Source organism: Tenacibaculum larymnensis, assembly GCF_028829235.1.
Classification (GTDB): domain Bacteria; phylum Bacteroidota; class Bacteroidia; order Flavobacteriales; family Flavobacteriaceae; genus Polaribacter; species Polaribacter larymnensis.
Map to the genome: position 1 here is coordinate 14367 of NZ_JAIWJY010000013.1, position 14856 is coordinate 29222.

Annotated in this window: 14 protein-coding genes; 11 read left to right on the forward strand and 3 right to left on the reverse strand. The window is 31.6% G+C overall.

All coding sequences use genetic code 11. From position 1 onward, the window contains the following. The first annotated feature begins 4 nt into the window (after window positions 1-4). The 4 genes from LCI24_RS15390 to LCI24_RS15405 all read left to right on the forward strand — a co-directional run bounded on the left by LCI24_RS15390 (window position 5) and on the right by LCI24_RS15405 (window position 4642). The gene (locus LCI24_RS15390; RefSeq protein WP_274641172.1) at window positions 5-928 is read left to right on the forward strand and encodes a polyprenyl-phosphate transporter; all 924 of its coding nucleotides are present in this window, start codon (window positions 5-7) and stop codon (window positions 926-928) included. A gap of 33 nt (window positions 929-961) precedes the next feature. After that, window positions 962-1969, forward strand: a complete 1008-nt coding sequence (locus LCI24_RS15395; RefSeq protein ID WP_274641173.1) for a DUF368 domain-containing protein — start codon at window positions 962-964, stop codon at window positions 1967-1969. Further along, window positions 1950-2711, forward strand: a complete 762-nt coding sequence (locus LCI24_RS15400) for a shikimate dehydrogenase family protein (protein WP_274641174.1) — start codon at window positions 1950-1952, stop codon at window positions 2709-2711. The genes LCI24_RS15395 and LCI24_RS15400 overlap by 20 nt, the downstream gene beginning before the upstream one ends. An 86-nt stretch (window positions 2712-2797) precedes the next feature. Next, window positions 2798-4642, forward strand: coding sequence for a DUF349 domain-containing protein (locus LCI24_RS15405; protein WP_274641175.1), 1845 nt, complete (start codon window positions 2798-2800; stop codon window positions 4640-4642). A gap of 54 nt (window positions 4643-4696) precedes the next feature. Here the strand turns inward: LCI24_RS15405 and LCI24_RS15410 are convergent, their stop codons facing one another. After that, entirely contained in the window at window positions 4697-5104 is a 408-nt protein-coding gene (locus LCI24_RS15410) for a hypothetical protein (protein ID WP_274641176.1), read from the reverse strand. Window positions 5105-5124: 20 nt separating this feature from the next. After that, window positions 5125-6795 (reverse strand): M1 family metallopeptidase, encoded by a 1671-nt coding sequence (locus tag LCI24_RS15415; RefSeq protein WP_274641177.1) that lies wholly within the window; start codon window positions 6793-6795, stop codon window positions 5125-5127. Window positions 6796-6886: 91 nt separating this feature from the next. Between LCI24_RS15415 and LCI24_RS15420 the strand changes: the two genes are divergently transcribed. From LCI24_RS15420 to LCI24_RS15435, 4 genes are all read left to right on the forward strand, one after another. Beyond that, a complete protein-coding gene (locus LCI24_RS15420; RefSeq protein WP_274641178.1) occupies window positions 6887-7687 on the forward strand; it encodes an SDR family oxidoreductase in 801 nt (266 codons plus the stop codon). Between the two features lie 125 nt (window positions 7688-7812). Next, window positions 7813-8466, forward strand: coding sequence for a fructose-6-phosphate aldolase (gene fsa, locus LCI24_RS15425; RefSeq protein WP_274641179.1), 654 nt, complete (start codon window positions 7813-7815; stop codon window positions 8464-8466). 109 nt (window positions 8467-8575) lie between these two features. After that, window positions 8576-10228, forward strand: a complete 1653-nt coding sequence (menD, locus tag LCI24_RS15430) for a 2-succinyl-5-enolpyruvyl-6-hydroxy-3-cyclohexene-1-carboxylic-acid synthase (protein WP_274641180.1) — start codon at window positions 8576-8578, stop codon at window positions 10226-10228. 1 nt (window position 10229) lies between these two features. Next, window positions 10230-10640, forward strand: a complete 411-nt coding sequence (locus LCI24_RS15435) for a S1 RNA-binding domain-containing protein (RefSeq protein ID WP_274641181.1) — start codon at window positions 10230-10232, stop codon at window positions 10638-10640. A 1-nt stretch (window position 10641) separates the two neighbouring features. Here the strand turns inward: LCI24_RS15435 and LCI24_RS15440 are convergent, their stop codons facing one another. Next, a complete protein-coding gene (locus LCI24_RS15440; RefSeq protein WP_274641182.1) occupies window positions 10642-11880 on the reverse strand; it encodes an alpha/beta hydrolase-fold protein in 1239 nt (412 codons plus the stop codon). Window positions 11881-11974: 94 nt separating this feature from the next. On the opposite strand from LCI24_RS15440, the gene LCI24_RS15445 reads away from it, so the two are divergent. The 3 genes from LCI24_RS15445 to LCI24_RS15455 all read left to right on the forward strand — a co-directional run bounded on the left by LCI24_RS15445 (window position 11975) and on the right by LCI24_RS15455 (window position 14809). Beyond that, window positions 11975-12814: a 1,4-dihydroxy-2-naphthoyl-CoA synthase gene (locus LCI24_RS15445; RefSeq protein WP_047790629.1), complete on the forward strand. Its 840-nt coding sequence runs from the start codon at window positions 11975-11977 to the stop codon at window positions 12812-12814. A 100-nt stretch (window positions 12815-12914) separates the two neighbouring features. Beyond that, the gene (locus LCI24_RS15450; protein WP_274641183.1) at window positions 12915-13523 is read left to right on the forward strand and encodes a fumarylacetoacetate hydrolase family protein; all 609 of its coding nucleotides are present in this window, start codon (window positions 12915-12917) and stop codon (window positions 13521-13523) included. Window positions 13524-13564: 41 nt separating this feature from the next. Beyond that, window positions 13565-14809, forward strand: a complete 1245-nt coding sequence (locus tag LCI24_RS15455; RefSeq protein WP_274641184.1) for a competence/damage-inducible protein A — start codon at window positions 13565-13567, stop codon at window positions 14807-14809. Window positions 14810-14856 lie beyond the last annotated feature (47 nt).

A 14856-nucleotide genomic window follows, 5' to 3' on the forward strand; every position in this document is an offset into this window, starting at 1 on the left:
TTTTATGAATAGAACAAATAAGGATTACCTTGTAATCACATTGAAAGGAATGGCTATGGGAGCTGCTGATGTAGTTCCAGGTGTCTCAGGAGGTACTATTGCATTCATTTCAGGAATTTATGAAGAGCTATTAGGTTCTATTAGTAATATTAATTTAAAGCTGCTTAAAACTTTAAAAAATGAAGGTCTTAAATCAGCTTGGAAACAAGTAAATGGTAATTTCTTAGCAGCTCTTTTTGTTGGAGTTTTTATTAGTATTGTTTCATTAGCAAAAATGATTTCCTGGTTATTAGTACATCATCCAATTTTAGTATGGTCTTTTTTCTTTGGATTAGTATTAGCAAGTGTTATTTATATAGCAAAACAAGTTACTCAATGGAATTTAGCTTCAGGAATTTTACTAATATTAGGAGCTATATTAGCTTATTATATCACAACTTTAAACCCGTTAGTCTCTGAACATTCCTCAATGTCGTTTATGTTTTTAGCAGGAGCGATAGCTATTTGTGCTATGATTTTACCAGGTATTTCAGGGTCTTTTATTTTGGTTTTATTAGGAGCTTATAAACCAGTTTTAGCGGCTGTAAATAACCGTGATTTTACAACTATTGCATTTGTTGGTTTAGGAGCAATAGTAGGTTTGTTAACGTTTTCAAGAGTTTTAAAATACTTGTTTGAAAACTATAAAAACCATACTCTAGTTGTGTTAACAGGATTTATAATAGGTTCACTAAATAAAATTTGGCCTTGGAAAAAAGTTTTGACATACAGAACCAATTCACATGGAGAACAAGTACCTTTTAATGAGTTATCTATTTCCCCATTTTCTTACGACGGAAACCCTCAATTAATGTATGCAACAGTGTTAGCTATAATTGGTTTTGGACTTATTTTATTACTAGAAAAATTAGCAGTAAAAAAGCACTAGAAAATAACTAACTTAGCGTTCTAATCAAACCGCATGTATAAAGAGCGCACGCTATCACAAAGAATAAACCTTTTTTTAAAAGGATTAATAATGGGAGGAGCTAATAAAGTACCAGGAGTTTCAGGTGGTATGGTGGCTTTTGTGATGGGGTTTTATGAAGAACTTATTTATACTTTTCAAAGAATTAACGGCAAAGCTTTTAAGCTGTTATTTAACGGGCGTTTTAAAAGTTTCGCTAGTTATACCAACTTACAATTTTTAGTATGGGTAATGGCTGGAAGTATGTTTAGCTACTTCAGTGTGTCCCTTGTTTTAGATTACTTCTTAAGAAATTATCAATTATATGTATGGTCATGGTTCTTCGGAATGATTATAGGCTCTATTTACTATATATCAAAAGATTTCGGAGACTGGAAACCTAAAACTATTTTAGGATTACTTATTGGAGCTTCAGTAGGAATCTCTATTAGTTTTATGACACCAGCTACAGAAAATGATAATCTGTGGTTTGTGTTTTTATGTGGAATTATAGGAGTTTCTGGAATGACATTACCAGGACTTTCAGGCTCATTTATCCTTATATTACTAGGGAACTATGTACTGTTGTTGGTAGATAGTGTAAACGTGTTAGGAAGTGTAATCACAAACCTATTGTCTGGAAACTTTGAAGTTTTAAACGATCAAGCAAAAGTTCGTTACTTAAAAATAATAGGTGTTTTTACAGCAGGGTCAGCCTTTGGACTTGTATCTATTTCACATGTTTTAGGTTATGTATTAAAAAGATGGCATCAAATTGTAACCGCAATTATTATAGGTTTTATCACTGGATCGCTTGGAGTTGTTTGGCCATGGAAAGAAACTATTTATAAAAAAGAAGAAGGTGTGTTTTTGCTTGATCAAAGCGGAAATAAAATTATAGAAAACTACCAGAGATTTATTCCCAATTTTAACAGTCAAGAAACATGGATTTCTATAGGATTCATTATTATTGGAATCGCATTAATACTAATTATTGATTTTTATGACCAAAAAAGAAAATAAGCATTTATATGCTTTAGTAGGAAAGAATATTTCGTACTCATTTTCTCGTGGATACTTTACCGAAAAGTTTGATAAACTAGATTTAAAAAATCATGAGTATATCAATTTTGATATTCAATCAATACATGAGCTTCCTCAAAAAATAAAAGAAAATAAAAAACAGCTAAAAGGAATGAATGTAACCATTCCATATAAACTAGATGTTTTTAATTTTTTAGATAGAATAGATAAAAAAGCTTTAAAAGTAGGTGCAGTAAACACTATTAAAATAACTAAAAAAGGAAGATTAAAAGGGTATAATACGGATGTATATGGGTTTAAAAAATCATTAAAACCATTATTAAAGAAACGACATAAAAAAGCCTTGATATTAGGAACAGGAGGAGCATCAAAAGCAGTAGCTTATGTACTTGAAGGTTTAGGGATAAAGTATAAATATGTTTCTAGAACCCCTGAAGGGAAAAAGCAAATTTCGTATCAAGATATTAATAAAGAACTTATAGAGTCGTACACCGTTATTGTAAATTGCACTCCTTTGGGTACACACCCAAAAGTGGAGAATTCTCCTGATATTCCATATGAGTTTTTATCAAGCAAACATTTATTGTATGATTTGATATATAACCCACCAGAAACCACTTTTTTAAGAAAAGGGAGAGAGCAAGGGGCAACTATTAAAAATGGATTAGAGATGTTACAGCTTCAAGCAGAAAAAGCTTGGAAAATATGGAACGATAGCTAAAATTTTAAAAACTAAAATAAAATTTGCTATTCTCTAAGAATCCTTATCTTTATAATCTAAATCAAAGGAACTTAAACATTGTAGATATGTTAGAAAATAACGAAGAGAAAGTAGAAAAACCAATTAAAGAAGAGCAAACGAAGGCAAATAACGATACTGAAAATGCTGTTAATGAGGTTGAAAATGAAGTAGCCAATGAGTCTGAAAAAGCAGATGAAAAGCATGAAATTCCAATGCTAGACTACGCTTCAATGGAGTTAGAGAAATTGGTTGATGAATTAAAAAAACTGCTAAAAAGCCACCCAATACAACAATTAAAATCAAACGTAGATGCTATCAAAACAGCATTTAACTCAAAGTTTGGAGCTTTATTAGCAAAGAAAAAAGAAGCATTTTTAGCAGATGGAGGAAATTCTATAGACTTCCAGTTTTCTAGCCCAGTAAAAACAGAATACAATAATTTATTAGGTGAGTATAAAGCGAAACGCGATGCTTACTATTCTCAGTTAGAAAAACAACTAAAAGAAAATTTAGAGAGAAGAAATAATTTAATTGAAGAGTTAAAGACTTTAATTAAAGATGCTGACCCTAAAACGATGTATAATGATTTTCAAGAAATTCAAAATCGTTGGAAGAGTGTAGGAGCAGTGCCAAAAACAAAGTACAACGATACTTGGAGAACATACCATCATCATGTAGAACGCTTTTACGATTTACTACACTTAAATAAAGATTTTAGAGAGTTAGACTTCAAACATAATTTAGAAGAAAAACTACGATTAATAGAAAGAGCAGAAGCTTTAAGTGATGTAGAAGATGTTAATGTGGCTTTTAAAGAGTTACAAGAGTTGCATCGTATGTGGAAAGAAGACATTGGACCTGTGTCAAGAGAACATAGAGAAGATGTTTGGGGTAGATTTAGTGAAGCTACTAAAAAAATTCATGATAGACGCCATCAACACTATAGAGAGCTGAAGTCTAAACATCAAGAAATGATTGATGCAAAACTGGCGGTTGCGGCAGAGATTAATGCATACGACACATCAAACAATAAAACACATAACGACTGGCAAAAAAGTATTGTAGAAATAGAAAAACTACGTAAAAAATACTTTGATATAGGAAAGTTACCTTACAGTAAAAGCGAAGCTGTTTGGCAAGAGTTTAAGGCAGCTACCAAAAAGTTTAATTCAGCAAAAAATGCTTTTTATAAGCATGAAAAAAGTGCTCAAAATGAGAACTTAAAAAGGAAAATGGAATTGGTAGAGCTTGCTGAAAGCTTAAAAGATAGTGAAGACTGGAGTGAAACTACCAATACAATGAAACGCATTCAATCTGATTGGAAAAAAATAGGGCATGTGCCAAGAAAGTTTTCTGATGATATTTGGAAGCGATTTAAGAATGCATGTAATCATTATTTCGATAGGTTACACGCACATAAAAATGAAGAAAATAAAGAGCAGTTAGCTGTAGTAGAAGCTAAAAAAGAATTTATAGAACAAATTAAAACTGCTGAAATATCTACAGAAGAAGATGTAGAAAAAACATTAGCAGATTGGAGGGCGCTAGGAGCTTTACCAAGAAATGCACGTTACTTGGACGAAAAATTCAATAAAGCAATGGATGCACATCTAGATAAATTAGATATGGGCAGAATTGATATTGAAATGATGAAGTTTAAAGGTGTTGTTGATACGTATTTATCGCAAGAAGACTATAGAAAGTTAGATAGCGAACAGTTCTTTATTAGAAAGAAAATAGATGAAACTGTACGCGAAATGCAACAGTTAGAAAACAATTTAAGTTTTATCTCAAACGCTACAGAAGATAATCCTTTAGTACAAAATGTTCGTAAGGGAATCCAAGAGTTTAAAGACCAATTAGACCTTTGGCAAGAAAAACTAGACTACTTAAAAAGATTAGATTACTAAGGTAATTCAGTAATAAAAAAACTCGAACTTTGAAAAGTTCGAGTTTTTTTATGTTTAATTTTTAGCAAGTTGTTTGGCTACTGTAAGTTCAAAATTTGATAGAATGATAATAATAAAGATTTCAACGATAATATAAGTCCATCCTAAGTTACTAATAGTTTTTCTGTGATAGAATGCTATTCCAATAGAAAGACAGCAGTATAGTAGGTTTACAATTGCAATTCCCTTTAAAAAAGATTTAAGATTATTGTGCTTTTTTCGGTAACAGTAAAAATCATAGATAGTAAACAACAAAGGAAAAACCGCTAGGAAATAGAGAGTAGAATGAGGTATTCCTATGATACTTTCAAACTTTACTAATATAATACCCAATAAAAAAGCAGATAAAACTGCTCCTAATCCATCAATTAAGAACAGCTTTTTAGGATTAAGTGTAAAACTTTTTAATAACCGTTTAATCATAAAAAAGAAAGAATGAAGTTTTAAACGGATTTAGAGTTTATGTAATAGTTCTTGTCAATTTTAATAGAACTTGCTTTGATAGTTTTTGTTTGCCAATTTTCTGTTGGAGTTAATAGTATAGATTTTCCGTTAACGTTTATTCTTAAAGGCATATCAAATCCTTCCACAACATTATTCCAACGATATTTTAATTCTTTGTTCTTGATTGTGTACTCAAATTCTGGAATTTTAACGGTACGCAGGTATTGGTCAAATACTTTGCTTAAATCAATTCCAGATTTCTCAATCATGTATTGTTCAATTTCTTGAGTTGTTACTGTTTTATGATAAAAATCAGCATTCAAACCACGTAAAATTTGACGCCATTTTTCATCATCGTTTACCAATTGACGAATGGTGTGTAACATATTAGCTCCTTTGTAATACATATCTCCAGAACCTTCATTATTAACATCGTAATGACCAATAATAGGTTTGTCATTTTGGATAGAACTTCGTGTTCCTATAACATATTCAGCAGACGCTTTTTTTCCGTAATAGTAATCTAAGAACAAGTTTTCAGAGTAAGCCGTAAAACTTTCATGAATCCACATATCAGCAATGTCTTTATCAGTTATGTTATTGGCAAACCATTCGTGACCTGCTTCATGAATAATAATAAAATCAAATTTTAATCCCCAACCAGTTCCAGATAAATCTCTACCTAAATATCCATTTTTATATTGATTTCCATAGGTTACTGAGCTTTGATGTTCCATTCCTAAATACGGAACTTCTACTAGCTTAAAACCGTCTTCATAAAAAGGATATTTACCAAACCAATGTTCAAATGCTTTCATCATTTTGGGAGCATCTTTAAACTGCTTTTTGGCTTTTTTAAGATTATCACGTAATACATAATAATTCATATCTAACTCTCCATCTTCACCTTGGTATTTCTCAGAAAAATGCACGTAATCTCCAATATTTACATTTACTCCGTAGTTGTTAATCGGATTATCAACAAACCAATGGTAGGTAGTCGTGTTGTCATTGTGTTGTTCAATATTACGTAAACGACCATTAGAAACATCCATTAAGTTTTTAGGTACACGAACACTAATCGCCATACTATCCACCTCGTCGTACATATGGTCTTTATTTGGCCACCAAACACTTGCGCCTAACCCTTGACATGAAGTAGCAACAAAATGATTTCCATTACTATCTTTTTTCCAAGAAAAACCACCATCCCAAGGAGCTCTAATTGCTTCTTTAGGGTTTCCTTCATAATACACATCAACAGAATTTATAGCTCCTTTTTTTTGAGGAGATTTCAACTGAATAAAATGAGCATTGCCTTCAGAAACAACTTTTAGCTCTTCGTTGTTTTGAATTGCTTTGGTAATTTTTAATGGAGGTTGTAAATCTATTTGTAAAACTTGATGAGGTTTTAAAACTTTATATTGTACTGTGTTTTTTCCTTTAATAAACTTTTTGTCAGGATTAACGGTTACATTAAGATGGTAATACGTTAAATCCCACCAAGATCTTTCAAGAGTGATAGATCCACGTAAAGAATCTTGACGCGTAAACGTTTCACTTTTTGAAAATAATGAGGTGCTTTTTTGAGCAGTTGAAGAAGAACATCCAGCAATTAAAATTGCTAAAGATGTCATAAAAACAGATAAAGAAAATGTTTTTTTATGCATAGTATTTGTTCTTGAAAGATAAAATGCTAAGATAAGTTTTAAAGTTTTTTTATTGAAGCTAACTTTAAGATATTTGCTTAAAATAAGAACAATGTCAAAAACAGTTTTCATTACAGGAGCTTCTTCAGGAATAGGGAAATCAATAGCTACCTATTTACACGACAGAGGCTTTAAAGTTTACGGAACAAGTAGAAATCCACAAAAAGTAACTACTCCATTTCAAATGGTAGCATTAGATGTAACCAATCAAGAGTCTATTAAGAAAGCTGTAGAAGAAGTAATCACTGCTGAAGGAAAGATTGATGTGTTGATAAATAATGCAGGAAAAGGAATTACTGGTCCAATTGAAGATACTCCGACAGAAGAAATGAAAGATAATTTTAATACAAACTTTTTTGGAGTAATTGATGTTGTTAAAGAAGTATTGCCTCACATGAGAAAGCAACAATCGGGTACGATTATTAATACAACATCAATCGCAGGGTACATGGGTTTACCTTTTAGAGGGATTTATTCTGCAAGTAAAGGAGCGTTAGAATTAGTAACAGAAGCGTTGAGTATGGAGGTAAAAAGCTTTGGAATTAAGGTTGTAAACGTAGCTCCAGGAGATTTTGCCACGAATATTGCTGCGGGAAGATACCATACACCTGTTTTTGAAAATTCTGCTTACAAAGAAAAATATGCTGAAAATTTAGCGTTGATGGATGCTCATGTTGATTCAGGAGCAGACCCAATACTTATGGCAGAAGCAATTTATAAAATCATTGAAAATAAGAGTCCTAAAATTCACTATAAAGTAGGAGGGTTTATGGAGAAATTTTCAATTGTATTAAAAAGAATCTTACCTGATAAAGTTTATGAAAAATTACTAATGAATCATTATAAATTGTAAATTCGCAGAAGATTAGTAATGAAAGAAAATTACGGCATAAAATATTGTTTTATACGTTGTTTTAAAGAGAGTTGTACTCTCATAAAATTTAAAAATTAGGACACAACTACATAATAAATATACAGATGAAATTTTTTATTGATACAGCTAACTTAGATCAAATTAGAGAAGCACAGGCTTTAGGTATTTTAGACGGAGTAACAACAAACCCGTCATTAATGGCTAAAGAAGGAATAACAGGAGAAGATAACATTATCAATCACTACAAAGCAATTTGCGAAATAGTAGAAGGAGATGTTTCTGCTGAGGTAATCTCTACTGATTTTGACGGTATGGTGAAGGAAGGTGAAGCGTTAGCTGCTTTAAATCCTCAAATCGTAGTAAAATTACCTATGATTAAAGATGGTATTAAAGCATGTAAATATTTTTCTGATAAAGGAATAAAAACCAATGTAACTTTAGTATTCTCTGCAGGTCAAGCATTATTGGCTGCAAAAGCAGGAGCAACGTATGTATCTCCGTTTATCGGTCGTTTAGACGATATTTCTACAGATGGTTTAAATCTAATAGCTGAAATTCGTCAGATTTTTGATAATTACGCATTTGAAACAGAGATTTTAGCAGCATCTGTACGTCATACTATGCACGTTATTGATTGTGCTAAGATTGGTGCTGATGTTATGACTGGACCTTTAAGTGCTATTGAAGGATTATTAAAACACCCTTTAACAGATATTGGTTTAGCTAAATTTTTAGCAGATTATAAAAAAGGAAACTAACCAACTTTAGTTGGAAAAAATACAATGTCATTTCGACAGAAGTGAAAAATCTACTTAATCAAAAAGGTTTTTCGTTTTTTCGAAATGACATTTTTTAACTTAAAAATAAATGTTCCCAAAAAAAGAACTCGCGCAATTAGTAGTTTCAGCATGTAATCAATTTAATATTGATACTGTTGTAATTTCTCCAGGCTCTCGTAATGCACCACTTACAGTTGGATTTTCAAATCATCCAGAAATAAAAACATTAAGTGTAGTAGATGAGCGTTGTGCAGCCTTTTTTGCAATGGGAATAGCACAACAAAAGCAGCAACCTGTAGCTATTGTGTGTTCTTCAGGGTCAGCTTTGTTGAATTATTATCCTGCGATAGCAGAAGCTTTTTATAGTAACATTCCATTAGTTGTAATTTCAGCAGACAGACCTAAACATTTAATTGATATTGGTGACGGACAAACTATTCGTCAAGAAAATGTGTTTGAAAACCATATTTTGTTTTCTGCTAATTTGATTGAAGAAGAAAGTCAGTTAAAAAATAATATCAGTTTATTAATTGAAGCATTGCAAACTTCAATCACTCAAAAAGGGCCAGTTCATATAAATGTTCCGTTTGATGAGCCTTTATACGAAACGGTAGAAGAACTAACACCTTTTGATTTTTCAAGTGTTATTGCTAGCAAAAAGAATCAGTTTGTTGATTTAAACAAATTAACTTCTATATGGAATACTTCAACTAAAAAAATGATTTTGGTAGGAAGTAGTTTTCCAGATGCTGAACTTCAAAAAATATTGAATGTGTATGCTGAAGATACTTCTGTTTTAGTGTTTACAGAAACAACATCAAATATATACCATTCAAAATTTATTAATAGTATTGATAAATTAATATCTAAGCTAACTGAAGACGAGTATAAAGAACTACAACCTGAAGTATTAGTTACTTTAGGAGGAATGGTAATATCAAAAAGAATAAAACAATTCTTACGAAAGTTACAACCAAAACATCATTGGCATGTTGATGAGTTAAAGGCAATGGATACCTATCATTGTTTGTCTGAGTTTATACAGATAAAACCAGTTACATTTTTAACAGAACTCTCTGAGGAAAAGAGAAATGTTGAAAGTAATTATCAAACAAGATGGCTGGAAGAGAAAAAACTTAGAGCTATTAAGCATGAAGAATATTTGAAAAATTGCGAATATTCGGATTTAAAATCTTTTGAAGTCATTTTAAATAATATTCCTGATAATTCACAAGTACAAATTAGTAACAGTTCTATAATCAGATACTCGCAATTGTTTGATGTGAACTCCACACTACAAGTATTTTGTAATAGAGGAACAAGTGGAATTGATGGGAGTACTAGTACAGCTGTAGGAGCTGCATTTGCTTCAAAAAATCAAACAGTATTTATTACAGGGGATCTAAGTTTCTTTTACGATAGCAATGCGTTATGGAATACAAATATTCCGAAGAATTTTAGAATTATTATTTTAAACAATGCAGGAGGCGGTATTTTTAGATATATCCCAGGACCGTTAACAACAAATGCGACTGAGTATTTTGAAACACCACATAATTTAACAGCAGAGTACTTGTCAAAAACGTATGGTTTTGAATATGTTCAAGTAAAAGATTTAAAGAGTTTGCAAACAAGTTTGACTTCGTTTTATTCAGAATCGAATCAACCAAAAATAATGGAGGTTTTTACTCCAAAAGAAATAAATGATGTAGTTTTAAAAAACTATTTTAAAAACTTATAAGATGGAATTAAAAGAAGGTGATAAGGTAGATTTAGTTATCGGAGTTCAAACCGCGTTAGGTTATACGGTTTTGATTAATGAAGCTTACGAAGGTTTGCTATATAATAATGAAGTTTTTAGTGATGTAGAAGAAGGAATGCGAACAGTAGGGTACATTAAAAAGATACGTGAGGATGAAAAGGTAGATGTATCATTACGCCCACAAGGATTTAAAAATGTAATTGATTCAGATGTAGAAAAAATACTTAAAAAGTTAGAAGAAAAAGGCTTTTTATTATTAACAGATAAAAGCTCTCCTGAATCAATTAAATTTCACTTACAAATGAGTAAAAAAGCATTCAAGAGAGCTATTGGCAGCTTGTATAAGAGTAAAAAAATAGAATTACAAGAAGACAGAATAGTGTTAAAATAACCTATTCTTGTCCTTCTTCCTCTTGTTCTTCAATAATTTCCTCGTCATTATTTTTAATTTCTTCTTTCTTCTTACTTCCCATTAAATCGTTTACACGCTTAATATTTTCGTAAAAAGCATTTGCATTAGGGTCAGAAGGATCCATTTTACCATAAGCAGCTTTATAGTAAAAATCAGCCTTTTCATAATCCTTTCCTAACTCGTAATACTTACCTATGTAAAAATCACCCATGTGAGAATCAGGATACTTTATCATTACAAAGTCACCTAAAACTCTAAGGTAATCACCATCTTGTCTGTCAATTACAATATCTTCAATAACAAAAATATCATCCAAACGAACATTTAAGTTAGAACCGTACAGATATTGAATGTCTAAATATTTTTTCTCAACGTACTTAATAGCATCTAAAGGAGCTAGATCTTTTACATTAGCTTCATATTCCTCTTTAGTAATCTTAGAATATAAACTAAACATTTGTGTAAAAGCTCTAGGAATAGTTTCTCCAATCATAGCTAAATAGCTAGGAGAAGAATCAAATTCATCAAAAGTGACATTAAAGTTTTTAGCTTCATAAGATGTTAACAAAGTTTTAATATCACTAAATCTATTATATTGCTTAGTATCAATATACTTTTTATTATTACTTGTATACAAGAAGTAAGTGTTATCTATAGAACCTAGTCTGTTAAGAGAGTATGATTCCATTATTGCAGGAGCAAACTGAGGAAAGTCAGGTGTTATACAGATATATGAGTTGAAAACTGGCCTTTCATCCTTTAAATAATGAGTGATAAAATTAGCAGCCTTTCCTTCACCAACAATTGTCATAAAAGGAGAAGTTCTAAAATTCCCTTCCATAAAAGGAATCAATTCATGTTTAATAAAATTAAAAAAATGTACACCAGTACTTGTTAAGGAATTATTAGATGGTATAATAGAAATATCTTTTCCATAAGTGTTTTTCATATCAATTCCTACCACAATTTGTCTAGGCGCTTTATCTACATTTGCATAAAGCTTAGCATTTCCTACATATAAATCAAAAAGGTACTCATCACCTAAAACAATAGCTAGAGGATAATTAGTGGTTTCATCTACATCATATCCTTTAGGAAGGTAGACTTTTATGTTTCTATCTTTTCCTAGCTCTTTTGAATTGACATTTTGAGTAACAACTTTTTGAGAGAAAAGACTAGTACTAATTAATAAGGTAAATAATAAATAAACTTGTTTCATATTAGGGGTAAATTATATCGTTCAAATATAGAAAAGAAAAATAAAGTTATTATGTTATTTTTGTACAACTAAATAACGACAATATTTTAAAATTATGATACAACCAGACTGGAAAGTTGCCAAAGAGTACGAAGATATTACCTATAAAAAGTCACACAACGTTGCAAGAATAGCATTTAACAGACCAAATGTACGTAATGCGTTTCGACCAAAAACTACTTCAGAGTTATTAGATGCATTTCATGACGCACATGAAGATACCAATATCGGAGTTGTATTATTATCAGCTGAAGGACCATCAACAAAAGATGGAGTTTGGAGTTTCTGTTCTGGAGGAGATCAAAATGCACGTGGACATCAAGGATATGTTGGAGATGATGGTTACCACCGTTTGAATATTTTAGAAGTACAACGTTTAATACGTTTTATGCCTAAAGCAGTAATCTGTGTAGTTCCAGGTTGGGCAGTAGGTGGAGGACATAGTTTGCATGTAACTTGTGATTTAACCTTAGCAAGTAAAGAACATGCTATTTTTAAACAAACTGATGCAGATGTAACTTCGTTTGATGCAGGATATGGTTCTGCTTATTTAGCTAAAATGGTGGGGCAAAAAAAAGCTCGTGAAATCTTTTTCTTAGGAAGAAATTACTCAGCACAAGAAGCTTATGAAATGGGAATGGTAAATGCAGTAATTCCTCATGACGAGTTAGAGCAAACAGCTTTTGATTGGGCACAAGAAATTTTAGCAAAATCACCAACTTCTATTAAAATGTTAAAGTTCGCAATGAATTTAACGGATGATGGAATGGTAGGACAACAAGTATTTGCAGGAGAAGTAACTCGTTTAGCATATATGACGGATGAAGCTAAAGAAGGACGTGATGCGTTTTTAGAAAAACGTAAGCCAAATTTCCCAAAAACTTGGATACCTTAAAAGCTTATCCTAACCCTCTCAAAGGGAAGGAATTAGTTTGAGTAAATTATAAAAATAAAAGAGTATGATTTTTCCCCTTTGGGGAAATTAAAAGGGGCTTATGAAAATAATTTGTATAGGGCGTAATTACGCAAAACATATAGAAGAATTAGCAAATGAAAGACCAGAAAACCCAGTCGTTTTCTTAAAGCCAGATTCGGCTATTCTTCCTAAGAAAATGCCATTTTTCATTCCACCATTTTCAAATGATATTCATTATGAGGTAGAAGTATTGGTAAAAATAAACAAAGTAGGAAAACATATTTCTCCAAAATTTGCACACAAGTATTACGACACTGTTGGATTAGGGATTGATTTTACAGCTCGTGATGTACAAGCGCAATGTAAAGAAAAAGGATTGCCTTGGGAAAAAGCAAAAGCTTTTGATGGTAGTGCTATAGTAGGAGAGTTTTTTCCAAAAGAAGACTTTGACTTAGAAAACTTATCTTTTCAATTACAGAAGAACGATGAGGTTGTGCAAGATGGAAATACATCTAGTATGTTGTGGAAAATTGATGAATTGATTAGTTATGTGTCGCAATATTTCACGTTGAAAAAAGGAGATATTATTTTTACAGGAACACCAGCAGGTGTTGGGAAGGTGGCTGAGAATGACATTTTAACAGGAATTATAGAAGGAAAGCAAGCTTTTCAAATTAAAGTAAAATAAAATATATCCCGCTTCGGCGGGATTCTTTTTTAGATATATAAATGAATGCAGAAATCATTACGATAGGAGATGAAATTCTTATCGGACAAATTGTAGATACCAATTCTCAATGGATTGGTCAAGAACTTAATAAAATTGGAATTTCGGTTTATCAAATCTCCTCAATTCAGGATGAAAAACAACACATATTAAATGCGTTAAAAGAAGCAGAAAGTAGAGCAGATATTGTGATAATAACTGGAGGATTGGGACCTACCAGAGACGATATCACAAAAAAAACAATTGCTGAATATTTTCAAGACGATAAGATTATTGAATATCCAGAGGTGATTGATAATATTAAATATTTATTCAAAAAAGTTAATCACCCATTCAACGAAATTCAAAAATACCAAGCACAGCTTCCATCAAAAGCAACCTTATTAATGAATCGTTTAGGAACGGCACCTGGAATGTGGTTTTACGAAAACGATACGGTTTTTGTGTCGCTTCCTGGAGTTCCTTATGAAATGAAAGGATTAATGAAGTATGATGTACTACCAAAGTTACAGTCTACTTTTAAATTGCCATTTATTTTACACCGAACCATTATGACAGTAGGTACAGGTGAAACAATTATTGCTGAAAGAATTTCTGATTGGGAAGATAATTTACCTGATTTTATAAAATTAGCATATTTACCATCTTACGGAAGTGTTCGTTTACGATTATCAGCTAAAGGAAACGATGAAGATTTATTAGCGAAAGAGATGGAGAAGCAGGTTGCTGCACTATATGAATTAATTTCTGAGATAATTGTAGGTGATGATAATGAAACTTCATTAGAAAAAGAGGTAGGGAAACTGTTAAAACAATATGGTAAAACCGTAGCTACTGCAGAGAGTTTAACAGGAGGAAAAATTGCGTCAACTATTGTTTCCGTTTCAGGGGCGTCATCCTATTTTATGGGCGGATTTGTTACGTATACAGCAGCGTTAAAACAACAACTACTTGGGGTTTCTAAAGAAACAATAGATAAGTTTACTGTGGTAAGTAAAGAGGTAGCAAAGGAAATGGCTAAAGGATGTTTAGAAAAATTACAAACAGATTTTGCTATAGCTGTAACAGGAAATGCAGGCCCAACAACCGATCATAACGATAAAAGTGTAGGCTTGGTGTATATTGGTATAGCAACGAAAAACGGAGTGGAAGTTCATGAGTTTAATTTTGGGCAACCGAGAGAAAAAGTTATTAATAGAACGGTAACCAAATCTTTAGAACTATTACAGGCTGCCATATTAAAATAAATTAGTATTTTTGCGCCCGTTACGCTTCCAAATAGGTTAGATGCTGA

Coding starts and splice junctions, on each gene's coding strand:
- LCI24_RS15390 (WP_274641172.1), top strand. CDS start 5: ATGAATAGAACAAATAAGGATTACCTTGTAATCACATTGAAAGGAATG.
- LCI24_RS15445 (WP_047790629.1), top strand. CDS start 11,975: ATGATACAACCAGACTGGAAAGTTGCCAAAGAGTACGAAGATATTACC.
- LCI24_RS15395 (WP_274641173.1), top strand. CDS start 962: ATGTATAAAGAGCGCACGCTATCACAAAGAATAAACCTTTTTTTAAAA.
- LCI24_RS15440 (WP_274641182.1), bottom strand. CDS start 11,880: ATGAAACAAGTTTATTTATTATTTACCTTATTAATTAGTACTAGTCTT.
- LCI24_RS15435 (WP_274641181.1), top strand. CDS start 10,230: ATGGAATTAAAAGAAGGTGATAAGGTAGATTTAGTTATCGGAGTTCAA.
- menD (WP_274641180.1), top strand. CDS start 8,576: ATGTTCCCAAAAAAAGAACTCGCGCAATTAGTAGTTTCAGCATGTAAT.
- LCI24_RS15410 (WP_274641176.1), bottom strand. CDS start 5,104: ATGATTAAACGGTTATTAAAAAGTTTTACACTTAATCCTAAAAAGCTG.
- LCI24_RS15405 (WP_274641175.1), top strand. CDS start 2,798: ATGTTAGAAAATAACGAAGAGAAAGTAGAAAAACCAATTAAAGAAGAG.
- LCI24_RS15450 (WP_274641183.1), top strand. CDS start 12,915: ATGAAAATAATTTGTATAGGGCGTAATTACGCAAAACATATAGAAGAA.
- LCI24_RS15420 (WP_274641178.1), top strand. CDS start 6,887: ATGTCAAAAACAGTTTTCATTACAGGAGCTTCTTCAGGAATAGGGAAA.
- LCI24_RS15400 (WP_274641174.1), top strand. CDS start 1,950: ATGACCAAAAAAGAAAATAAGCATTTATATGCTTTAGTAGGAAAGAAT.
- fsa (WP_274641179.1), top strand. CDS start 7,813: ATGAAATTTTTTATTGATACAGCTAACTTAGATCAAATTAGAGAAGCA.
- LCI24_RS15415 (WP_274641177.1), bottom strand. CDS start 6,795: ATGCATAAAAAAACATTTTCTTTATCTGTTTTTATGACATCTTTAGCA.
- LCI24_RS15455 (WP_274641184.1), top strand. CDS start 13,565: ATGAATGCAGAAATCATTACGATAGGAGATGAAATTCTTATCGGACAA.